Genomic DNA, 20,676 nt, shown 5'->3' on the forward strand with positions numbered 1-20,676 from the left:
GTCAGGGCGCGAAGTGCGGCTTCGGGCTCATGGCGACGTCGAGCAGCAGCGGTTCGGTCCGGTCGGCGAGGGTCGGCACCACCTCGTCCAGCACGGCGAGGAGTTCCGGGTGGGTCCGGATCCGCCGGGCGGGACAGCCGAACGACCGGGCCAGGCCGTGCACGTCGACCTCGTCGAACGCCGGCCAGGGCGGCTTGCCGCCGTACTGCTCGGTGAGCTCGTCCAGCACCGCGTACCGGCCATTGGAGAGGACCACGTAGAGCACGCCGCAGCCGTACCGGACGGCGCTCCACAGCCCCTGGACGGCGTAGAGCGAGGCGCCGTCGCCGAGGATCGCCACCACCGGGCGGGTCGGGTCGCCGAGCCGGAGCCCGGCCGCGGCGGGCAGCCCGAACCCGAGGCCGCCCATCGCCGCGCTGACGAAGCCGCGTGGCTGCCGGGCCGGCAGCATCCGGTGCAGGTCCGGCCGGGTGGACGGGGTCTCCTCGACCAGTACGACGTCGGCCGGCAGCCGCCGGGCCAGCGCGGCGAAGACGTGCGCCGCCCGGAGCGGCTCGCCGGGCGCCGGTGGCGCGACCGGAGCCGGGTCCGGGCGGTCCGGGGCGGGACGGTCCCGCTGCGCCACCCGGGTGGCCAGCGCGGCGCAGCAGACGGCCGGGTCGGCCAGCACCGCGAGGTCCGCCTCGCTGCGGTGCACCTCCTCCGGCTCGGCCGAGACCACCGCGACGGTCAGGCCGGCCGGGAGCAGCGGGCCGGGCTCGTAGACGTACTGCCGGAAGGCGGCGGCGCCGACCACCAGGGCCAGGTCGTGCCCGGCCAGCGTGGCGCGGAGCTGGGACCGGGCGGCCGGCAGGTGACCGGCGAACCGGGGATGGTGCTGCGGAAATCCGGCCCGGGCGCCGAACGCCTCCTGCCAGACCGGCGCGCCGATCCGCTCCGCCAGTGCGGTCAGCGCGTCCCAGGCCGCCTGGTCGTCCGCTCCGGCGCCGACCACCAGCACCGGGGCGGTGGCCGCGTCGACCAGCCGGGCCAGCTCGTCGACGGCGGGACCGGGCGCGGGGGCCCGCGCGCGGACCTGCTCCGGTGCGGCCCGGCCGAGCGACGGGTCGACCTCGGCGGTCCAGTCGTCCATCGGCACCACCACCAGGGCCGGGCCGCGGCGCAGGGTCGCCTCGTGCCAGGCCCGGCGTACCGCCGCCGGCACGTCCTGGGCCAGCACCGGCTGCTCCACCCACACCGGGTACGGGGTGCCGAGCTGGTCGAGCCGGCCGGCGAGGAACGGCTCGGCGGCCAGGTGCCGGCGGTCCTGCTGCCCGACGAGCACCACCAGCGGCGCCCGGTTGACCCGGGCGGTGGCGAGCGCCCCGACGGCGTTGCCGAGTCCCGCCGTGGTGTGCAGGTTCACCACCGCCGGCCGCCCGGTGGCCAGCGCGTAGCCGGTGGCCATCCCGACCACGGAACCCTCGTGCAGGGCGAGTACGAAGGTCAGGTCGTCGGGCAGGTCGGCCAGGAACGCCAGCTCGGTCGAGCCCGGATTGCCGAAGACCCGGTCCACGCCGTACCGGCGCAGCACCGCCAGGGTGGCGTCCCGGACCGTGGTCATCGGGTACCGGTCGGCTGGCGTGCTGGCGTGCCGGTCGGGGCGTCCACCGGGCCGGGGTCGGTGGTCCAGCCGCTCTTGGCCCGTTGGATCTGGCCGAACACCTGGGCCCGCAGTTCGGCGAAGCGGGCCGACGACCGGGTGCCGAGCTGGTCCCGCTCGGCCGGCAGGTCGATCGCCACGTCGTCGAGTACCACGGTCGGCGACCCGGAGAGCACCAGCACCCGCTGGCCGAGATAGACCGCCTCGTCGATGTCGTGCGTGACGAACAGGATGGTCACGCCGAGCCGCTCCCACAACGACCGGACCAGGTCCTCCAGGTCGGCCCGGGTCTGCGCGTCGACCGCCGCGAACGGCTCGTCCATCAGCAGGATGTGCGGCTCGTACGCCACCGCCCGGGCCAGCGCCACCCTCTGCTGCATGCCGCCGGAGAGCTGCCACGGGTAGGCGCCCGGCACGTCAGCGAGGCCGACGGCGGCGAGCGCGGTGTGCACGAGTTCCTGGCGGCGGGACCGGCTCAGACTCTTCTTCTGCTTCAGTGGCAGCTCGACGTTGCGCTGCACGGTCATCCACGGGAAGAGACTGCGGCCGTACTCCTGGAAGACCACGGCCATGCCCGGCGGCGGACCCTGCACCGGGGCACCCTCCAGGACCAGCTCCCCGGAGGTCGGCGGGAGCAGGCCGGCGATGCACTTGAGCAGGGTGGTCTTGCCGGCGCCGGAGGGGCCGACCACGCAGACCAGTTCTCCGGCACCGACGGAGAAGGTGAGATCCCGGACCGCCTCGACCGACCGGCCGCGTCCGGTGTAGACCTTGCGCAGCCCGCGGACGTCGAGCAGCGGTGCGGTGTCACCCTGGGGGAGGTCTGTCGAGTTCATCGCTGCCCATCGTCTCGTTGTGAGTGCCGGAGGCCGAGGTACCAGTGCAGGGCCGACCGCTCGAAGAGCCGCAGCAGCATGGCGAGCAGGAAGCCGAGCAGACCCAGCAACAGGATGCCGGTCCACATGTCGGTGACCGCGAAGGTGCGCTGGAACTGGATGATGGTGAAGCCCAGCCCGTTGTTCGCGGCGAACATCTCGCTGATCACCATGAGGATGATGCCGACCGACAGGGCCTGGCGTAGCCCGGTGACGATCTGCGGGGAGGCGGACCGGACCACCAGGTGCCAGAGCCGGGCCGGACCGCGGATGCCGTAGCAGCGGCAGGTCTCGGTGAGCACGTCGTCGACCGCCCGCACCCCCTCCACCGTGTTGAGCAGGATGGGCCAGACGCAGCCGGAGAGCACCACCAGCACCTTCATGGTGTTGCCGAAGCCGGCGAAGAGCATCAGCACCGGCACCAGCACCGGTGGCGGGATGGCCCGGAGGAACTCCAGCACCGGTTCGCAGAATGCCCGGACCCGCCGGAAGGAGCCGATCAGGACGCCGAGCCCGACGCCGACGGCGACGGCGAGGAGGAATCCGGCGGTGAGCCGCAGCAGGCTCGGCAGCACGTCCGCGCGCAGCCGGTCGCTGCGCAACCAGACGTCGTCGAAGCTGGCCAGGATCTCCGACAGCGGGGGGAGGTAGAAGGTCTCGCTGTCGGCCGAGAGCACCCACCAGAGAGCGAGCAGCCCGAACGGCAGGCCGAAGACGGCGGCGGTCCACCACAGGGCCCGACCGAGGGTCAGCACTATCCGCCGCCCGGCGCCCGGTCGCTGTCGTCCGAACGCGCCACCGTTCACCGGGTGCCCTCGCCGCGTACCGAGGGGTGCCAGGAGAGCACCGCGCGTTCGAGTTGCCGGGCCAGTACGTTGACCGCCACCCCGAGCAGGCCGGTGACGATGATCAGGGCGTACATCGAGTCGACCGCGCCGCCGGACTGGGCCCGGTTGATCTCGTTGCCCAGCCCTGGCGCCCCGATGATCAGCTCGGCGGTGATGGCCAGGATCAGCGCCACGGCGGCGGCGAGCCGGACCCCGGTCAGCAGGTACGGCAGCGCGGTCGGCCAGAGCAGGTGCCGGATCCGGGCCCACCGGCCCAGCCCGAAGGTGTACGCGGTGTCCCGGGCGACCGGATCGACGTCCCGGACGCCGTAGAGCACCTGGACGAGCACCTGCCAGAACGCCGCGTAGACCACCAGCAGCAGCACGGAGCGCAGGTCGGTGCCGAAGAGCAGCACGGCGAGCGGGATCAGCGCGACCGAGGGGATCGGCCGGAGGAACTCGACGGTCGAGGCGGTGAACTCGCGCAGCACCGGTACGGTGCCGAGGACGAAGCCGACGACAACGCCGAGCGCGACCGCGATCGCCAGGCCGAGGAACCAGCCGCGCAGCGTGTCGGTGACCGCCGCCCAGAACCGGGACTCGCCGAGCAGTTCGCCGAGGGCGACCGCGATCTCGCTGGTCGGCGGCAGGTAGTTCGCCGAGACCAGCCCGAGCCGGGGCACCGCCTCCAGGACGAGCAGGAAGGCGGCGAAGCCGAGCAGTCCGAGCAGGGCGGTGTCGCCGCGCGGCCGACCGGTGCCGCCGGACCGGCCGGCCGGGGCCGGTGCGGTCGCGGCGGGCGGCGGTACGGTGGCGGCTGGGGTCACGGGAGCAGTTCCGAGACGTCGACCTTCTCCTTGATCAGCCCGTCGCTCAGCATCAGGTCCGCCAGGGTCTGCACCGAGGCACGGTTGATCTCGGCGGGCCAGGCCGGCAGGGTGATCTTCGCGGCCACCGCCGGGTCGATCTGGGTGTACGTCTGCAACACCTGGCGCGCCTCGTCCGGGTGCTCCTGGGCGTACTTCAGGGACTTGTCCATCGCGGCCTTGAACCGCTTGGTCAGGTCGGCCTTCTGGTTGATGGTCTGCTCGGTCGAGAAGTACGCCGCCACCGTCATGTTCGGGATGGCCTCGGCGAAGTTGTAGGCGACGACCCGGGCGCCCTGGTTCTGCGCGATGGTGAAGAACGGCTCGACGACCATCGCCGCATCGACCCGCTTGCCCAGCACCGCGGCCGGCATCTCCGGGAACGGCAACTCGGTCCACTTGATGTTCGACGGGTCGCCGCCGGCCTTGCGGATCGACGCCCGGGTGGTGGTGTCGGTGATGTTGTTCAGGTTGTTGATCGCGATGTTCTTGCCGGCCAGGCCGGCCGCGTCGGTGATCGGGCTGTCCGGCGGCACCACGACGCCGCCGAAGTCGGCGCCGGGCTTTCCGGTGGAGGAGTTCCCCACCGTGATCGCCTTGACCGGGATCTTCTGCGAGCGGGCGGTGATCAGCGAGACGACGTTGCCGAAGGCGAAGTCGAACTGCCCGCTCACCACGCCGGTCACCGCGATGGAGCCGCCGGTGGTGTTGACCACCTCGACCTCGATGTTCTGCTCCTTGAAGAAGCCCTTGCTGTTGCCCAGGTGCAGCGGGGCGACGTCGACGATGGGGATCGCCCCGACCTTCACCCTGTCCACGCCGCCGGAGCCGTCCCCGGGTGAATCGTCGGAGGAGGAGCCGCAGGCCGCGACGGCGAGGAGGGCGGCGAGGGCGGTGGTGGTGGCGGCGAGACGGCGCATCGGGTCTCCCGGCGTCCGGCGGTCCTGTCGGGACCGGGCTGAATGGCTCACGGCGGAGCCTCGGGGGTGGTGGTGGTCGCTAGCCGAACGAATGTTCTCATTTGGAACGTTGGCACAGTGACCGAGTTCACGTCAACAAGCGCCCCACAACTTCTCCGCAACGTCGCCGAGCGGTGCGCCGAGCGGCACCGGGACCTCGTTGACGGATCGTGGCCCGGGGATTACGTTCGTCATAAGCACGGGAGTCCGCATATCGAACGTGTGGTGATTGGTGGACCGGACGCGACGAGGGGCACCTGACGACCCGCCGTCCCGCCGCCGGTAGCGTCGGGTCGGCCCGGCGATCGGCGGCAGTAAGGAGACATGGTGACCAACGACGTCTACGTCCTCGACGCCGTACGGACCCCGATCGGGCGGTACGGCGGCGGCCTCGCCGGGGTACGCCCCGACGACCTCGCCGCGCACGTGCTGCGGGAGGTGACCCGGCGCAGCCCCGACCTCGACCCGGCCCGGATCGACGACGTACTGCTCGGCAACGCCAACGGCGCCGGCGAGGAGAACCGGGACGTGGCGCGGATGGCCGTACTGCTCGCCGGGCTCCCGCCGACGGTGCCCGGCGCGACCGTCAACCGGCTCTGCGGCTCCGGCCTGGAGGCGGTGATCGGGGCGGCCCGGGCGATCGCGGTCGGCGACGCCTCGATCTGCGTCGCCGGTGGCGTCGAGTCGATGACCCGGGCCCCCTGGGTGCTGCCCAAGCCCGAATCCGGCTACCCGCGCGGGCACGAGACCCTGCACTCCACCACCCTCGGCTGGCGGATGGTCAACCCGGCGATGCCGGCCGAGTGGACCGCCTCGCTCGGCGAGTGCACCGAGATCCTCGCCGAGCGGTACGGCATCTCCCGCGACGAGCAGGACGCCTTCGCGGTACGCAGTCAGCGGCTCGCCGCGCGGGCGTGGGCCGACGGGGCGTACGCCGACGAGGTCAGCGCGGTACCCGGCACCGAGGTGGAGACCGACGAGAGCATGCGCCCGGGTACCAGCACCGAGGCGCTGGCCCGGCTCAAGCCGGTGTTCCGGCCCGACGGCACGGTCACCGCCGGCAACTCCTCCCCGCTCAACGACGGGGCGAGTGCCCTGCTGCTCGCCGACCGGGCCGGTGCCGAGGCGGCCGGCCGGACCCCGCTGGCCCGGATCGTCTCCCGCGCGGTCGTCGGCATCGAGCCGCAACTGTTCGGCATCGGCCCGGTACGCGCCGCCGAGGAGGCACTGCGCCGGGCCGGCGTCGGCTGGTCGGACCTGGCGGTGGTGGAGCTGAACGAGGCGTTCGCGGCCCAGTCGCTGGCCTGCCTGGCGCAGTGGAAGGAACTCGACCCCGAGATCGTGAACCCGCAGGGCGGGGCGATCGCCCTCGGCCACCCGCTCGGTTCCTCCGGATCGCGCATCCTCGGCTCGCTGGCCTGGCAACTGCACCGCCGCGGTGGTGGGCTTGGCCTTGCCGCCATCTGCATCGGCGTCGGCCAGGGCCTGGCCGTCGTACTGGAAGCCTGACGGGAGGACGGCCATGACCACCGAGCACATCCGTTCCGCCGAGCCCGAGCTGCCGGCGGGCGGGCCGACCAGCCCCGGCGGGCTGGTACTGCCCCGCTACCGGCACGACGACCCGGACACCCACCCGCCGATGCTCTTCCCGGACTACGGCTCCACCAACCTGCGCGCCCCGCGGCAGCCGCTCGCCCTGCTGCCGCAGCGGCTGACCGAGGTCACCGGGCCGCTGCTCGGCGAGGGCCGGCTCGGCGAGCTGGACCACGACCTGACCCGGCAGCACGCCGGGGAGCCGCTGGGCCAGCGGATCATCGTGCACGGCCGGGTGCTGGACGGCAACGGCCGTCCGGTGCCGCACACCCTGGTGGAGATCTGGCAGCCGAACGCCGCTGGGCGCTACCGGCACGCGGGCGACAACTGGCCGGCACCGATCGATCCCAACTTCACCGGGGTGGGTCGGACGCTGACCGACGCCGACGGGCACTACCGGTTCGTCACCGTGCAACCGGGCGCCTATCCCTGGCGGAACCACCCGAACGCCTGGCGGCCGGCGCACATCCACTTCTCCCTCTTCGGCCAGGCGTTCACCCAGCGGCTGGTCACCCAGATGTACTTCCCCGGCGATCCGCTCTTCTTCCAGGACCCGGTCTTCAACTCGGTCCGCGACCCGCTGGCCCGGGAACGGCTGATCTCCCGGTACGACCACTCGGTGACCGAGCCGGAGTGGGCGCTCGGCTTCGAGTTCGACCTGGTGCTGCGCGGCCGGGAGGCCACACCCTTCGAGGACGGCGACGACGATGACTGAGCACACCGACCTGACCCCGACCTTCGGCACCGGCCCGGCCGTCGACACCACTGCGGCGCCGGCCGCCACGGCAGCACTCGCCCCGGCGCCGCCGCTCGGCTCGACACCCGCGCAGACGGTGGGGCCGTACCTGCACATCGGCCTGCTCTGGCCGGACGGCCCGGACGTGGTGCCGGAGGGTACCCCGGGAGCGATCTGGATCCGCGGCCAGGTCTTCGACGGCGCCGGGGCGGTGGTGCCGGACGCGCTGGTGGAGACGTGGCAGGCGGACCCGGACGGCCGGTTCGACCATCCGGACGATCCCCGGGGAGCCCGGCCGCCGGCAGTGCCCGGATTCCGGGGCTTCGGCCGCAGCGCCACCGACGCCGACGGCCGGTACGAGATCCGTACCCTCAAGCCCGGCGCCCTGCCCGGCCCGGACGGCGAGACCGAGGCACCGCACCTGAACCTGTCGATCTTCGCGCGTGGCCTGCTGCACCGGCTGGTGACCCGGCTCTACTTCCCGGACGAGGAAGCGGCGAACGCCGCCGACCCGGTGCTCGGCACGATCGACCCGGCCCGCCGCGCCACCCTGGTGGCCCGGCCGGCCCCGGACGGGCTTTGCTTCGACATCCACCTTCAGGGTCCGGATGAAACCGTCTTCTTCGCGGTCTGAGCCGGGGCCGACGCACGGCGCCGGCAGCGGCTCGGCGATCGGGGCGCCCGTCGCCGGCAGCGGCTCGGTGACCTGGGCGCGCGGCGGGCTGCTCAGCGGGCTCTCCGGCGCCGCCGAGGTGGACGCCGAACTCACCGACCGGGCACTGCTGACCGCGCTGCTCGACGTGGAGCGGACGCTCGCCGAGGCCGGCGCCGAGTGCGGCGTCGTGCCGGAGCCGGCGGCGGAGGCGATCGCGCGGTGCTGCCATCCGGACCGGTTCGACCTCGCCGCGCTCGCCGAGGGGGCCGACGCCGCCGGCAACCCGGTGGTGCCGCTGGTCCGCCAGCTCACCGAGGCGGTACCGGCCGCCGCCCGGCCCTGGGTACACCACGGCGCGACCAGCCAGGACGTGCTGGACACCGGACTGGTCCTGCTCGCCAACCGGGCCGGCGAGCCGCTGCTGCGCCAGCTCGACGCCGCACTCGACGCCGCCGCCGGGCTCGCCGACCGGCACCGGGACACCGTGCTGCTGGCCCGTACCCTCGGCCAGGCCGCCGCGCCCACCACCTTCGGGCTGAAGGCCGCAGGCTGGCTGCTCGCCCTGCTGGACGCCCGGACCCGGCTGGCCGCCGCCCGATCCGGGCTGCCGGCACAGCTCGGCGGGGCGGTCGGCACGCTCGCCGCGCTGGGTCCGGCCGGACCGGAGGTGACCGCCCGGCTCGCCGCCCGGCTCGGCCTCGCCGCGCCCCGGCTGCCCTGGCACACCCGGCGGCAACCGCTGCTCGACCTGGCCGCCGCGCTCGGCAGCCTGCTCGCCGCCGCCGGCAAGGTCGGCCTGGACGTCGGGCTGCTCGCCCAGACCGAGCTGGCCGAGGTCGCCGAGGGCGGCGGCTCGGGCCGGGGCGGCTCGTCGGCGATGCCGCACAAGCGCAACCCGGTGGACGCCGTGCTGCTCGGCGCGGCCGCCCGGCGCGGGCCGCACCTGGTCGGCACGCTCTTCGCCACCGCCGTCCAGGAGCACGAGCGGGCCACCGGCGGCTGGCACGCCGAGTGGGAGCCGCTGCTCGACCTGCTCCGGCTGGCCGGCGGGGCGGCCGCCCGGACCGCCCGGCTGCTGTCCCGGCTCGACGTGCACCCGGAGCGGATGCGGCACAACCTCGACGCGCTCGGCGGCCGGGTACTCGCCGAGGCGGTCGCCGCCCGGCTCGCCCCGGCGCTCGGCCGGGCCGACGCGCACGACGTGGTGGCCCGGGCCGTCACCGCACCGGACTTCAAGGCCGCGCTGCTGGCCGACCCGACCGTCCGGACCCACCTCGCCGAGCGGGAGCTGGACCAGGCGCTCGACCCGACCAACTGGCTCGGCTCGGCCGGCACCTTCGTGGACCGGGCGCTCCGGGATTACCGGGCGTCCGGGGTGGACCGGAAATCGGAGAATTCGACATGACATCCCGGCTGCACGCCTGCGTCGACGGGCCGGCCGCCGCGCCGGTGCTGGTCCTCGGCAGCTCGCTCGGCACCTCCGGGGCGATGTGGCAGCCGCAGTTGCCGGCGCTGACCCGGCAGCACCGGGTGGTCCGGTACGACCACCTCGGGCACGGCGACTCCGACGTACCGGCCGGCCCGTACACGATCGCGGATCTCGGGCACGCCGTCCTCCGGCTGCTGGACGACCTCGACCTGCCCCGGGTGTCGTACGCCGGACTCTCCCTCGGCGGGATGGTCGGGATGTGGCTCGCCGCCAACGCGTCCGACCGGATCGACCGTTTGGTGCTGCTCTGCACCTCGGCCCGGCTCGGCCCGGCCCAGGGCTGGCGGGACCGGGCCGCCGCGACCCGGTCCGGCGGGGTCGAGGCGGTCGCCGACACGGTCGTGGGGCGCTGGTTCACCAGAGGTTTCGCCGCGAGCCGGCCGGAGGTGGTCGCCGCGTACCGGTCGATGCTCACCGCGACTCCGGCCGAGGGGTACGCCGGCTGCTGCGAGGCGATCGCCGAGATGGACCTGCGCGACGACCTGGCCCGGATCACCGCGCCGACCCTGGTGGTCGCGGGCGCGAACGATCCGGCGACTCCGATCGCGCACGCCCGGGTGTTGGCCGACCGGATTCCCGGCGCCGGGCTGCGGGTGGTCGGCGACGCCGCCCATCTGGCCAATGTGGAGCAGCCGGACCGGGTCGGCCGGCTGATCCTCGACCACCTCGGCGGCGGAGCCGACCCGGCCGGGGCCATGCCGACCGGGATCGCGTCGACCGGTGCCGACGCGGTCGAAACGGTGCCGACCGCGTCGGACCCGACCGGGGCGGACCGGAGCGGGGCGGACCGGAGCGGGGTCGAGCAGCCGGGGCGGAGCGGGTGGAAGGAGCGGGCGGATGGATGACCGGGACCGGCACGCGGCCGGCATGGCGGTCCGGCGCGAGGTGCTCGGCGACGCGCATGTGGACCGCGCCGTCGCCGGCACCGACGAGTTCACCGCGGACTTCCAGGACCTGATCACCCGGTACGCCTGGGGCGAGATCTGGACCCGGCCGGAGCTGGACCGGCGCACCCGCAGTTGCATCACCCTGGCCGTGCTGGCCACCCTGCACCACGACGAGGAGCTGGCGATGCACGTCCGGGCCGCGCTGCGCAACGGGCTGACCCGGGAGGAGGTCCGCGAGGTCCTGCTCCAGGTGAGCGTCTACGCTGGCGTTCCAGCGGCGAACCGGGCATTCAAGGTCGCCCAGGAGACTCTGCGGCAGGAGGACGGGTGACCGAGGTGACCGAGGAGACGGCCCGGACCGGTGAATTCGTCCAGTCGTTGGAGCGGGGACTCGCGGTCATCCGGGCGTTCGACGCCGACCATCCGCAGCTGACCCTGAGCGAGGTGGCCCGGGCGACCGGACTGACCCGGGCGGCGGCCCGACGCTTCCTGCTCACCCTGGTCGAGCTGGGTTACATGCGTACCGACGGGCGGCTCTTCTCGCTGCGCGCCCGCATCCTCGAACTCGGGTACGCCTACCTGTCCAGCCTGAGCCTGCCCGAGGTGGCCCAGCCGCACATGGAGAGCCTGGTCGCCGAGGTACACGAATCCTGCTCGATGTCGGTGCTCGACGCCGACGAGGTGGTCTACGTGGCGCGGGTGCCGACCAAACGGATCATGACGGTGGCGATCAGCGTCGGCACCCGTTTCCCGGCGTACGCCACCTCGATGGGGCGGGTACTGCTGGCCGCCCAGCCGGCACAGTGGCTCGACAACTACCTCGACACCGCCGAGCTGCGCCCGCTCACCCGGCGTACGGTCACCGATCCGGCGCGGTTGCGGACGATCCTGAACCGGATCTGCAACCAGGGCTACGCGATCGTCGACCAGGAACTGGAGGAGGGGCTGCGGTCCCTGGCGGCGCCGATCCGGGACGCCGACGGCGCGGTGATCGCGGCGCTGAACGTCTCCGCACACGCCAGCCGGGGCAGCTCCGAGGTGATCCGCAAGGAACTGCTGCCGCCGCTGCTCGCCACCGCGAAGCGGATCGAGGAGGACCTGCGGGGCGGTCAACTGCGCTAGCGGCCGTCCCGCAGGTCGGCCAGGCGGGTGGCGGAGAAGCTGATCTGGTCGAACCAGACCGGGCAGCCGGCGCCGGTCGGTGACTGCGTTGAGAGGCCGAACCGCAGCGGTGTCGCTGCCGGGTCGAGCCGGAAATGCCGGACGAACTCCCACCACGTCCCGTCGGTGCTGGCGTGGAACGCCCAGGCCGGGCCGAGTCGGGAGATCCGCAGCCAGAGCGGGGCGGCGTCGTCGACCACGAATCCGTTGGCGTCGTCGGAGACGTCGCGGCTGATCACCGACACCACCATGGCGGCGCCCTGCGGTGAGCGCTCGTACGCGAGTTTGGCCCAGTGCCGGGGCCCGGAGTAGAGCAGTAGGCAGCCGGCGTCGTAGCTGTCGGCGAAGCCGACCCTGACCCGGGCCGAGAACTGGAAGTCGCCCTCGGGCGCCGCGGTCAGCAACCGGGGAGCGGAGAGCACGGGCTCGCCGCCGGCCGGGTCGACGAAGAGGTCGGTCTGGGCCGGTGCGCTGACGGTGAGCCCGGTGATGCCGTCGCGTGCCCAGTCGGGCGGCGCGATCTCCCAGTCCAGCGGTGTCGGTAAGCCGAGGTCGATCTGCTGCATCCGAGCAGGATGCCAGAAACCACCCACCTGGTGGGCCCGGGCGGGCGCGGGTCGGCGGGAAAACCACCGCTCCGCCGGGGTTTACCCCTTGGTTGAGCGGCGATTCCCCGGGTAATGGCGGTTCTCGCCGCGACGCGGCGTGACCATCCAGGGCGAAAGTCTCGGGACAGGAGCGGAGGGAATGGGGTGGGGGGAGCATGGTACTGAGGCGTCGAGCGGTGTTGTTGGTGATGCTCGTGATGCCCGCCATACCACTGGTTCTGGCGGGCTGTACGGGCAATCCGTTTGAGCGGGTCGGTCGGCCGGCACCGCCACCACCGAAGCTGGCGATTACCCCCGCACCGGATAGCCGGGATCTGCCGACGAGCGTCGAGATCGGTACGGCGGTGACGGACGGGAAGGTCGCCAACGTGGTCGTGACCGATGCCGCTGGCACCCGGGTCGATGGCGCGATGCGCGCCGATGGTACGAGCTGGATGCCGAGCAAGGCGTTGGCGAACAAGCAGACCTACACCGCCGAGGTAACCGCCAAGAATGACGCCGGGAAGGCGGTCACCCAGAAGACGACCTTCAGCACCATGGACAAGCCGGCTAAGCGGACCGTGACCAACCTTAATCTGCAGAGTGACCAGACCTACGGCGTGGCGATGCCCATAACGGTGTCATTCGACTCCGACGTCCCGAAGGACGCCCGTGCCGGGATCCAGCGACGGCTGCTGGTCAGCACCGACCCGCCGCAGCCGGGCGTCTGGTCGTGGGACGAGAACGGCCGGCAGGTCTCCTACCGCGCTCCCGACTTCTGGCGCCCGGGGACGACGGTCACCGTCCGGGCCGCGCTGGACGGGGTACCGATGGGTGGGGGGAGCTTCGGCGACACCGACCGCTCCGGTACCGCGAAGATCGGCAACCGGGTCTTCCTGGAGATCGACAACGCCACCAAGCAGATGTCGGTGTTCAAGGACGACGTGCTGGTCAAGAAGATCCCGGTCAGCCTCGGCAAGAGCAGCACGCCGACGTCGAGCGGCAAGATGGTGATCATGGAGAAGCACGAGTCGACGGTCTTCGACACCACGGGTTCCCCGGACCCCTATGTGGTCACCGTCTCCAACGCGCAGCGACTGACCTGGGGTGGCGAGTTCATCCACGCGGCCCCGTGGTCCGTTGGCGAGCAGGGGGAACGGAACGTCTCGCACGGCTGCACGAACGTGTCGGACGAGAACGCGGAGTGGCTGATGGAGACGACCAGGATCGGTGACCTGGTGACGATCAAAGGTACCGAGGTCACCCTCGACCAGGGCAACGGCTGGACCGCCTGGAACGTGAGCTGGGACGAGTTCGTCAAGGGCAGCGCCCTGCCGGTCCCCGCCGACCTCAAGCCGGCGTCACCGGCTCCGGGGGGACCGGCGAACGGTGGACCGCCGGCCGCCGACAAGCCGCCCGCGTCGCCGACCCCGTCGTCGAGCAGCGGCGGCCGGTAATCCGGCCGAGGCAGCAACCCGGGCGCCACCGACGACGGTCGTCGTCGGTGGCACCCGACGTTCCGGCGGGTGGCCGGGTCGGTGCCCATTCCGGCCGGGCGTACCGGCGGGAATCGGGACGCCGCACCCGGCCCCGCCCGCTCACCGGCTGTTGTACGCCTGCACCACGTTCGACGGAATCCGACCCCGCTCGGAAACCTCGTAGCCGTTCTGCACGGCCCATTCCCGGATGGCGCGGTTCAGGTCGCGGTCACTTCGCGTCGGGCTCGTGGCGGCGCCACGCCGACCCGACCGACGGCTTTCGACCGAGCCGCGTCCAACCCGGCTGCCCGCGTGGATGTAAACGTCCAGCGCCTTCCGGAGCTTGCCGGCGTTCTTATCCGACAGGTCAATCGTGTAGTTGACGCCGTCCAGGCCGAACTCGACAGTGCGGTCGGCCTCGCCGCCGTCGAGGTCGTCGGTCAGAAGTGTGATTACCTGCTTCGCCATGGTCGATTACTCCTCGTGAACATTTATTGCTAGGAGTCGAGTTTGACTGATCGCATGCCAATTCTGCAAGACATTGGCTATTTCTCGCGCGTCGGCGGCGACCGCCGGGACTTCAGTTCTGGCGTGACGCGCGCGGTATCCCGCCCGGGAAGGCTTCCGTGGTATACCGGTGGAGCACCGTCGCGGCAGGTGGGAGCCCTGTCATTGCGGGCCGGGCGCGCTATGTCGATTAATCCGGCCGTACGCATTCCGGGTGCCGGCGCTGCCGGCGCGCCGCTCAGCCGGGCGCCGGTCCGGAACTCGTCCGGGCGACGAACCGGGGAGTCAACGAGATCCGGCGGTTGGTCCGGACGCCGCTTTCGAGTTGTTCGATCAGCAGTTCCAGGCTGCGCCGGCCGAGTTCGGCGAAGTCCTGCCGGATCGTGGTGAGCGGCGGCAGGAAGTAGCTCGACTCCGGTACGTCGTCGAAGCCCACCACGCTGACCTCCTGCGGCACCCGGCGGCCGGCCTCGTGCAGCGCCCGCAGCGCGCCCAGGGCGATCTGGTCGCTGCCGCAGAAGATCGCGGTGACCGTCGGATCGGTGGCGAGTAGTCGGCCGTGCTCGTAGCCCGCCCGGGCACTCCAGTCACCGGTTCGGGGTGCGGGCACCGGGGCGCCGGCGGCGTGCAGCGCCGCCCGCCAGCCGTCGGTCCGGTCCCGCGCCTCCGGCCAGTCGGGCGGGCCGGCGATGTGTTGCACGGTGGTATGGCCGAGTCCGAGCAGGTGCCGGGTCGCCATCGCGGCGCCGGTGGCGTTGTCGATGCAGACCATCGGCACGTGTTCGCCGCCGCCACCCACCCCGACCACGGCCAGCCCGGCCGGTGCCTGGGCCAGCGCGGTGCCCACACTGCTCTGCGGGGCGATCGCCACGATCCCCTCCACGGACTGTTCGCAGAGCCGGTCGACCGCGTCCAGCACCGACTCCCGGTCCAGCGCCCGTACGCTCGCCACGCTGACGAAGTAGCCGGCGGCCCGGGCGGCCTGTTCGAGGCCGTACAGAGTGGAGGCCGGGCCGAAGAGCGTGGTCTCGTAGGCGATCAGTCCCAGGGTGCGGGACCGGCGGGTGACCAGGGTGCGGGCCGCCGAGTTGCGCCGGTAGTTCAGTGCCCGCATCGCCGCGAGCACCCGGTCGCGGGTCTCCGGCCGGACGTTCGGATGGTCGTTGAGGACCCGTGAGACGGTCTGGTGGGAGACCCCGGCCAGGCGCGCGACGTCGCGCATCACCGAGCCCCGGGTACGGGGCGGCGGGCCGCCGGGCTGGTCACCGGCGTCGATACGGTCAGCTGTCAACGGCCGCTCCTTCGTCTCGGCCGGCCGTCTGGCGGTGGAGGTCCGGCGACGTCCAGCATCACGGATCCATACCGTCGCCGGAAGTACCCCTTGACGGCCGGCATGAGAACGTTAACACTCACGAAACAGGAAGCCCTGTGGATCGTCCGGCGTGCCCTGAAGGTCGGCGTTCTCCGTGGCAGACTGGGCCGAATCCAGCAAACTCCGGCATCGCGCAGGTGGTGGCGAGGGGTGCCGGTCGGTCTTGCGTGTGAACGGTAACTACGACAGACAACGATGTTCCCAGGCGAGGAGGAAACGGTGCTGAAAAAGATCTCCGCCGTTGTACTCGGCGGACTGATGGTGACCGCGTTGGCCGCCTGCGGAGGCGACGGCGGCGCGGGCAGCGGCTCCGGAAACGACGATGGCAAGATCACGCTGGGCTTCGCCCAGGTGGGCGCCGAGAGCGGTTGGCGTACCGCGAACACCAAGTCCATCCAGGACTCCGCCAAGGAGGCCGGGATCGACCTCCAGTTCTCCGACGCGCAGCAGAAGCAGGAGAACCAGATCAAGGCGATCCGGTCGTACATCACCCAGAAGGTCGACGTGATCGCCTTCTCGCCGGTGGTGGAGTCCGGTTGGGACACCGTGCTCCGCGAGGCGAAGGACGCCAAGATCCCGGTCATCCTGACCGACCGGGCGATCGACTCCCCGGACAAGACGCTGTACAAGACCTTCATCGGGTCCGACTTCGTACTTGAGGGGAAGAAGGCCGGTGAGTGGCTGGTCGCCGAATACCAGGGCAAGACCGAGCCGGTGAACATCGTGGAGTTGCAGGGCAGCACCGGATCGGCGCCGGCCAACGACCGCAAGTCCGGCTTCGCCGACGTCATCAAGGCGGACCCGAAGTTCAAGGTGATCGCCTCGCAGACCGGCGAGTTCACCCGGGCCAAGGGCAAGGAGGTCATGGACGCGTTCCTCAAGGCGCACAAGGACATCGATGTGCTCTACGCGCACAACGACGACATGGGTCTCGGTGCGATCGAGGCGATCGAGGGCGCCGGCCTGAAGCCGGGTGTCGACATCAAGATCATCACTGTCGACGCGGTGAAGGACGGCATGCAGGCGCTCGCCGACGGCAAGATCAACTTCATCGTCGAGTGCAGCCCGCTGCTCGGCCCACAGCTGATGGACCTGGTGAAGAAGGTCGTCGCCGGTGAGACCGTGCCGGATCGGGTGGTCACCGAGGAGACCACCTTCACCCAGGAGCAGGCCAAGGCCGCGCTGCCGAGCCGGCAGTACTAGCCGAGGATCCCGCACCGCGACGACGCGACGGACGGAGGAGGGCGGATGGAGACGTCGGGGGAGCCCCGGGCGATCCTGACCATGGCCGGCATCGGCAAACGGTTCCCCGGCGTACGGGCACTCGACGAGGTCGACTTCCGGCTCTTCCCCGGCGAGGTGCATGCGCTGATGGGTGAGAACGGCGCCGGGAAGTCGACACTGATCAAGGTGCTGACCGGGGTGTACGACGTGGACGAGGGCGAGATAGTCCTCGACGGCACCCCGGTCCGCTTCGCCGGCCCGTTGCAGGCGCAGCAGGCCGGGGTCAGCACCGTCTACCAGGAGGTCAACCTCTGCGCCAACCTCTCCGTCGCGGAGAACATCCACATCGGCCGGGAACCGCGCCGCTTCGGCGCCATCCACTGGAGCGAGCTGCGGCGTCGTTCCCGGCGGCTGCTCGACGGGCTGGGGCTGGACATCGACGTCACGGCCCCGCTCGGCAGCCTCTCCCTGGCGGTGCAGCAGATGGTCGCGATCGCCCGGGCCATCGACATCTCCGCCAAGGTGCTGATCCTGGACGAGCCGACCTCCAGCCTGGACGCCGACGAGGTCGGGCAGCTCTTCCGGGTGATGCGCCAACTCAAGGGGGAGGGCATGGCGATCCTGTTCGTCAGCCACTTCCTCGACCAGGTCTACGAGATCTCCGACCGGATGACCGTGCTGCGCAACGGTCGCCGGGTCGGCGAGTACGCCACCCGGGAGCTGAGCCAGCTCGACCTGGTCAGCGCGATGATCGGCAAGGAACTCGCGGCGCTGGAGGAGTTGGAGGAGCAGCCCCGGCGCTCGCTGGCCGTCCTGGAGCGGGGTCAGCCGGTGGTCGAGGCGGCCGGGCTCGGCCGGGGCGGCGCGGTCGCCCCGTTCAGCCTGTCCATCCACCGCGGCGAGGTGGTCGGGCTGGCCGGGCTGCTCGGCTCCGGGCGTACCGAAGTGGCCCGGTTGCTCTTCGGCGCGGACCGGGCCGACGCCGGAGAACTCAAGGTGGACGGCGAACCGGTGGCCATGCGCGGCCCGCGCACCGCGATGGCCCGGGACATCGCCTTCTGCTCCGAGAACCGGCGCACCGAGGGGCTGGTCGCCGACCTCACCGTCCGGGAGAACATCATCCTGGCCCTCCAGGCCGCCCGGGGCTGGTCCCGTCCGCTGCCCCGGCGCCGGCAGGACGAACTGGTCGACAAGTACGTCAAGGCGCTGCGCATCGTACCGGCCAACCCGGAGGCGCTGGTCGGTCAGCTCAGCGGCGGCAACCAGCAGAAGGTGCTGCTGGCCCGCTGGCTGATCACCGAACCGCGGCTGCTGATCCTGGACGAGCCGACCCGGGGCATCGACGTCGGCGCCAAGGCCGAGATCCAGCGGCTGGTGGTCACGCTCTCCGACGGCGGGATGGCGGTGCTCTTCATCTCCGCCGAGCTGGAGGAGGTGCTCCGGCTCAGCCACAAGATCGCCGTCCTGCGGGACCGGCGGATGGTCGACGAACTGGCCAACGACGACGAGGTGACCGCCGACCGGATCATGGCGATCATCGCCAGTGGCCACGGTTCGGCGCCACCGGACGAGGCTGGCCAACCGCACGATCCGGACGTGACCGTCGTCCGGGAGGAGGTGTGATGGCCAACCTCGTACGGCACCGGTTCTTCTGGCCGGTGCTGACCCTGGTGGTCCTGCTCGTCAGCAACCTGTTCTTCACCCCAGACTTCTTCGCCGTCGACGTCCGCCAGGGGCACCTGTACGGCAGCCTGGTCGACATCGTGCGGTTCGGGGCGCCACTGATCCTGGTCTCGCTCGGCATGACCCTGGTGATCGCCACCGGCGGCATCGACCTCTCGGTCGGCTCGGTCGTGGCCATCTGCGGCGCGCTGGCCTGCCTGCGGATCAGCGAGCTGGGTGACCAGAACAGCGTGCTCGGCGTGCTGGCCGCAGTCGGACTCGCCCTCGGGCTGGCCCTGCTGCTCGGTGCCTGGAACGGCCTGCTGGTCGCCCAGTTCGGCATCCAGCCGATCATCGCCACCCTGATCCTGATGGTCGCGGGCCGGGGGCTGGCCCAACTCATCACCGACGGGCAGATCATCACGATCAACAGTTCGCCGTACAAGTTGATCGGCGGCGGCTACTGGCTGACCGTGCCGTTCTCGATCCTGGTCGCGCTGCTGGTCTTCGGGCTGGCGTTGCTGCTCACCCGGCGTACCGCGCTCGGCCTGCTGATCGAGTCGGTGGGCGGCAACGCCGAGGCGAGCCGGCTGGCCGGCATCCACGCCCGCCGGATCATCTTCACCGGGTACGTCTTCGCCGCCTTCTGCGCCGGGGTCGCCGGTTTGATGATCAGCTCGAACGTCTCCAGCGCGGACGGCAACAACGCCGGCCTCTGGATCGAGCTGGACGCCATCCTGGCGGTGGTGATCGGCGGTACGTCACTGGCCGGTGGCCGGTTCTCCCTCGGCGGTACGGTGCTGGGCGCGTTGATCATTCAGACCCTCACCACCACGATCTACACCATCGGCATCCCGCCGGAGACCACCCTGCTGTTCAAGGCGCTGGTCGTGACGATCGTCTGCCTGCTCCAGTCGCCAGCCTTCCGGGCCAAGGTCTTCGGCCGGCGCCGGAGACCACCACTGCCACCCGCTCCGGAGCGCGAGTCGCAACCGAAGGTGGAGGTGCCGGCATGACCGCCGTTCCGGGTACCGTGCCGAACGGGCGGGCGCGGATGCTGCGGCCGCAGCAGAAGTACCTTCCGCTGCTGGCCACCTCCGCCCTGCTGATCCTGATGTACAGCGCCGGGGTGCTGCGCTACGAGGGCTTCTCCGACACCCAGGTGGTGCTGAACGTCTTCGTCGACAACGCGTTCCTGCTGGTGGTCGCGGTCGGCATGACGTTCGTGATCCTGACCGGTGGCATCGACCTCTCGGTCGGTTCGGTGGTGGCGTTGACCACGATGCTCTCCGCCTCGCTGCTGGAGGAGCGGGGCTGGTCGCCTTATCTGGTGCTTCCGCTGGTGCTGTTGCTCGGCGCCCTGCTCGGCTTCGCGATGGGCTGCATCATCCACTACTTCGAGATCCAGCCGTTCATCGTCACCCTGGCCGGCATGTTCCTGGCCCGTGGGCTCTGCTACACGATCAGCACCTCGTCGATCACCATCGACGATCCGTTCTGGACCTCGGTCGCCCAGCAACGGATCCGGTTCGGCGGCTTCTTCATCTCCATCAGCGTGGTGATCGCGCTGGTGGTGGTGGCGATCGGCATCTACGTGCTCGGCTACACCCGGCTGGGCCGCAACACGTACGCGATCGGCGGCAACCCGCAGTCGGCGCTGCTGATGGGCCTGCCGGTCGGGCGTACCCGGATCGCGGTCTACACGATCAGCGGGTTCTGCTCGGCGCTCGGCGGGCTGCTACTCAGCTTCTACATGCTCTCCGGCAACAACGGGCACGCGGTCGGCCTGGAACTCGACGCGATCGCCGCCGTGGTGATCGGCGGCACGCTGCTGACCGGCGGCTCGGGTTACCTGGTCGGCACGGTGCTCGGGGTGCTGGTGCTGGGGCTCATCCAGACCATCGTCACCTTCCAGGGCGATCTCAGCTCCTGGTGGACCAAGATCGTGATCGGTGTGTTGCTGTTCGTGTTCATCGTGCTGCAGCGCACCGTGACCCGGCGGCAGACGTAGGTGTGACCCGCCCGGCCCGGCGGGCGCCGGCCGACCGGACCCGGCCTGGTGGTAGCGCTAACACCATGGTTGGCTGGCGGGTAGCGGGGGCTCCGGTGGGGCGCAGCGAGCCGGTCCACCGGGCGCGGGCGGCCGGTGAGGGAGA

General features: G+C 71.6%; 20 protein-coding genes. 12 read left to right on the forward strand and 8 right to left on the reverse strand.

What is annotated here, in order from left to right:
- Window position 1 precedes the first annotated feature (1 nt).
- Genes ACSMXO_RS19700 through ACSMXO_RS19720 form a run of 5 tightly spaced genes read right to left on the reverse strand, consistent with a single transcriptional unit; the run spans window position 2 to window position 5,130 of the window.
- Window positions 2–1,603: a thiamine pyrophosphate-binding protein gene (locus ACSMXO_RS19700; RefSeq protein ID WP_455418873.1), complete on the reverse strand. Its 1,602-nt coding sequence runs from the start codon at window positions 1,601–1,603 to the stop codon at window positions 2–4.
- Complete coding sequence (locus tag ACSMXO_RS19705) at window positions 1,600–2,478, reverse strand: ABC transporter ATP-binding protein (protein ID WP_455418874.1); 879 nt, start codon at window positions 2,476–2,478, stop codon at window positions 1,600–1,602. The genes ACSMXO_RS19700 and ACSMXO_RS19705 overlap by 4 nt, the downstream gene beginning before the upstream one ends.
- Window positions 2,475–3,272 (reverse strand): ABC transporter permease, encoded by a 798-nt coding sequence (locus ACSMXO_RS19710; RefSeq protein WP_455418875.1) that lies wholly within the window; start codon window positions 3,270–3,272, stop codon window positions 2,475–2,477. The genes ACSMXO_RS19705 and ACSMXO_RS19710 overlap by 4 nt, the downstream gene beginning before the upstream one ends.
- A 47-nt stretch (window positions 3,273–3,319) precedes the next feature.
- Window positions 3,320–4,171, reverse strand: coding sequence for an ABC transporter permease (locus ACSMXO_RS19715; RefSeq protein ID WP_455418876.1), 852 nt, complete (start codon window positions 4,169–4,171; stop codon window positions 3,320–3,322).
- Window positions 4,168–5,130, reverse strand: coding sequence for an ABC transporter substrate-binding protein (locus ACSMXO_RS19720; protein WP_455418877.1), 963 nt, complete (start codon window positions 5,128–5,130; stop codon window positions 4,168–4,170). Before ACSMXO_RS19720 ends, ACSMXO_RS19715 begins: the two co-directional genes overlap by 4 nt.
- A 363-nt stretch (window positions 5,131–5,493) precedes the next feature.
- Here ACSMXO_RS19720 and ACSMXO_RS19725 point away from each other — a divergent pair, with 363 nt between their 5' ends.
- From ACSMXO_RS19725 to ACSMXO_RS19755, 7 genes are read left to right on the forward strand one after another with little or no spacing between them, the layout of a single operon-like run.
- Complete coding sequence (locus ACSMXO_RS19725) at window positions 5,494–6,678, forward strand: thiolase family protein (RefSeq protein WP_455418878.1); 1,185 nt, start codon at window positions 5,494–5,496, stop codon at window positions 6,676–6,678.
- Window positions 6,679–6,691: 13 nt separating this feature from the next.
- Window positions 6,692–7,477 (forward strand): protocatechuate 3,4-dioxygenase subunit beta, encoded by a 786-nt coding sequence (pcaH, locus tag ACSMXO_RS19730; protein WP_455418879.1) that lies wholly within the window; start codon window positions 6,692–6,694, stop codon window positions 7,475–7,477.
- Window positions 7,470–8,132, forward strand: coding sequence for a protocatechuate 3,4-dioxygenase subunit alpha (gene pcaG / locus ACSMXO_RS19735; RefSeq protein WP_346257543.1), 663 nt, complete (start codon window positions 7,470–7,472; stop codon window positions 8,130–8,132). Before pcaH ends, pcaG begins: the two co-directional genes overlap by 8 nt.
- Entirely contained in the window at window positions 8,107–9,558 is a 1,452-nt protein-coding gene (pcaB, locus tag ACSMXO_RS19740) for a 3-carboxy-cis,cis-muconate cycloisomerase (RefSeq protein ID WP_455418880.1), read from the forward strand. Before pcaG ends, pcaB begins: the two co-directional genes overlap by 26 nt.
- Complete coding sequence (pcaD, locus tag ACSMXO_RS19745) at window positions 9,555–10,487, forward strand: 3-oxoadipate enol-lactonase (RefSeq protein ID WP_455418881.1); 933 nt, start codon at window positions 9,555–9,557, stop codon at window positions 10,485–10,487. Before pcaB ends, pcaD begins: the two co-directional genes overlap by 4 nt.
- Entirely contained in the window at window positions 10,480–10,860 is a 381-nt protein-coding gene (pcaC, locus tag ACSMXO_RS19750; RefSeq protein ID WP_346257546.1) for a 4-carboxymuconolactone decarboxylase, read from the forward strand. The genes pcaD and pcaC overlap by 8 nt, the downstream gene beginning before the upstream one ends.
- Window positions 10,857–11,651, forward strand: coding sequence for an IclR family transcriptional regulator (locus tag ACSMXO_RS19755; protein WP_346257547.1), 795 nt, complete (start codon window positions 10,857–10,859; stop codon window positions 11,649–11,651). The genes pcaC and ACSMXO_RS19755 overlap by 4 nt, the downstream gene beginning before the upstream one ends.
- Here the strand turns inward: ACSMXO_RS19755 and ACSMXO_RS19760 are convergent.
- Window positions 11,648–12,256 (reverse strand): DUF1349 domain-containing protein, encoded by a 609-nt coding sequence (locus ACSMXO_RS19760; RefSeq protein ID WP_455418882.1) that lies wholly within the window; start codon window positions 12,254–12,256, stop codon window positions 11,648–11,650. The two genes, ACSMXO_RS19755 and ACSMXO_RS19760, sit on opposite strands and share 4 nt — an antisense overlap.
- Before the next feature lie 197 nt (window positions 12,257–12,453).
- On the opposite strand from ACSMXO_RS19760, the gene ACSMXO_RS19765 reads away from it, so the two are divergent.
- On the forward strand, window positions 12,454–13,734 hold the full coding sequence (locus ACSMXO_RS19765; protein WP_455418883.1) for an Ig-like domain-containing protein: 1,281 nt from the start codon (window positions 12,454–12,456) through the stop codon (window positions 13,732–13,734).
- Window positions 13,735–13,875: 141 nt separating this feature from the next.
- On the opposite strand, the gene ACSMXO_RS19770 is transcribed toward ACSMXO_RS19765, so the two are convergent.
- Window positions 13,876–14,223, reverse strand: a complete 348-nt coding sequence (locus tag ACSMXO_RS19770; RefSeq protein WP_318401017.1) for a histone-like nucleoid-structuring protein Lsr2 — start codon at window positions 14,221–14,223, stop codon at window positions 13,876–13,878.
- A 277-nt stretch (window positions 14,224–14,500) separates the two neighbouring features.
- Complete coding sequence (locus ACSMXO_RS19775; RefSeq protein WP_455419261.1) at window positions 14,501–15,484, reverse strand: LacI family DNA-binding transcriptional regulator; 984 nt, start codon at window positions 15,482–15,484, stop codon at window positions 14,501–14,503.
- 408 nt (window positions 15,485–15,892) lie between these two features.
- Here ACSMXO_RS19775 and ACSMXO_RS19780 point away from each other — a divergent pair, with 408 nt between their 5' ends.
- The 4 genes from ACSMXO_RS19780 to yjfF are packed head-to-tail and all read left to right on the forward strand — an operon-like array spanning window position 15,893 to window position 20,531.
- Window positions 15,893–16,837, forward strand: a complete 945-nt coding sequence (locus ACSMXO_RS19780; protein WP_346257599.1) for an ABC transporter substrate-binding protein — start codon at window positions 15,893–15,895, stop codon at window positions 16,835–16,837.
- Window positions 16,838–16,882: 45 nt separating this feature from the next.
- Window positions 16,883–18,481 (forward strand): sugar ABC transporter ATP-binding protein, encoded by a 1,599-nt coding sequence (locus ACSMXO_RS19785; RefSeq protein WP_455418884.1) that lies wholly within the window; start codon window positions 16,883–16,885, stop codon window positions 18,479–18,481.
- On the forward strand, window positions 18,481–19,536 hold the full coding sequence (locus ACSMXO_RS19790; RefSeq protein WP_346257552.1) for an ABC transporter permease: 1,056 nt from the start codon (window positions 18,481–18,483) through the stop codon (window positions 19,534–19,536). The genes ACSMXO_RS19785 and ACSMXO_RS19790 overlap by 1 nt, the downstream gene beginning before the upstream one ends.
- The gene (gene yjfF / locus ACSMXO_RS19795; protein WP_346257553.1) at window positions 19,533–20,531 is read left to right on the forward strand and encodes a galactofuranose ABC transporter, permease protein YjfF; all 999 of its coding nucleotides are present in this window, start codon (window positions 19,533–19,535) and stop codon (window positions 20,529–20,531) included. Before ACSMXO_RS19790 ends, yjfF begins: the two co-directional genes overlap by 4 nt.
- Window positions 20,532–20,676 lie beyond the last annotated feature (145 nt).

The sequence above is a fragment of the Plantactinospora sp. DSM 117369 genome, assembly GCF_053764795.1.

Coding starts and splice junctions, on each gene's coding strand:
- ACSMXO_RS19700 (WP_455418873.1), bottom strand. CDS start 1,603: ATGACCACGGTCCGGGACGCCACCCTGGCGGTGCTGCGCCGGTACGGC.
- ACSMXO_RS19705 (WP_455418874.1), bottom strand. CDS start 2,478: ATGAACTCGACAGACCTCCCCCAGGGTGACACCGCACCGCTGCTCGAC.
- ACSMXO_RS19720 (WP_455418877.1), bottom strand. CDS start 5,130: ATGCGCCGTCTCGCCGCCACCACCACCGCCCTCGCCGCCCTCCTCGCC.
- ACSMXO_RS19725 (WP_455418878.1), top strand. CDS start 5,494: ATGGTGACCAACGACGTCTACGTCCTCGACGCCGTACGGACCCCGATC.
- pcaH (WP_455418879.1), top strand. CDS start 6,692: ATGACCACCGAGCACATCCGTTCCGCCGAGCCCGAGCTGCCGGCGGGC.
- pcaG (WP_346257543.1), top strand. CDS start 7,470: ATGACTGAGCACACCGACCTGACCCCGACCTTCGGCACCGGCCCGGCC.
- pcaB (WP_455418880.1), top strand. CDS start 8,107: ATGAAACCGTCTTCTTCGCGGTCTGAGCCGGGGCCGACGCACGGCGCC.
- pcaD (WP_455418881.1), top strand. CDS start 9,555: ATGACATCCCGGCTGCACGCCTGCGTCGACGGGCCGGCCGCCGCGCCG.
- pcaC (WP_346257546.1), top strand. CDS start 10,480: ATGGATGACCGGGACCGGCACGCGGCCGGCATGGCGGTCCGGCGCGAG.
- ACSMXO_RS19760 (WP_455418882.1), bottom strand. CDS start 12,256: ATGCAGCAGATCGACCTCGGCTTACCGACACCGCTGGACTGGGAGATC.
- ACSMXO_RS19765 (WP_455418883.1), top strand. CDS start 12,454: ATGGTACTGAGGCGTCGAGCGGTGTTGTTGGTGATGCTCGTGATGCCC.
- ACSMXO_RS19770 (WP_318401017.1), bottom strand. CDS start 14,223: ATGGCGAAGCAGGTAATCACACTTCTGACCGACGACCTCGACGGCGGC.
- ACSMXO_RS19775 (WP_455419261.1), bottom strand. CDS start 15,484: ATGCGCGACGTCGCGCGCCTGGCCGGGGTCTCCCACCAGACCGTCTCA.
- ACSMXO_RS19780 (WP_346257599.1), top strand. CDS start 15,893: ATGGTGACCGCGTTGGCCGCCTGCGGAGGCGACGGCGGCGCGGGCAGC.
- ACSMXO_RS19785 (WP_455418884.1), top strand. CDS start 16,883: ATGGAGACGTCGGGGGAGCCCCGGGCGATCCTGACCATGGCCGGCATC.
- ACSMXO_RS19790 (WP_346257552.1), top strand. CDS start 18,481: ATGGCCAACCTCGTACGGCACCGGTTCTTCTGGCCGGTGCTGACCCTG.
- yjfF (WP_346257553.1), top strand. CDS start 19,533: ATGACCGCCGTTCCGGGTACCGTGCCGAACGGGCGGGCGCGGATGCTG.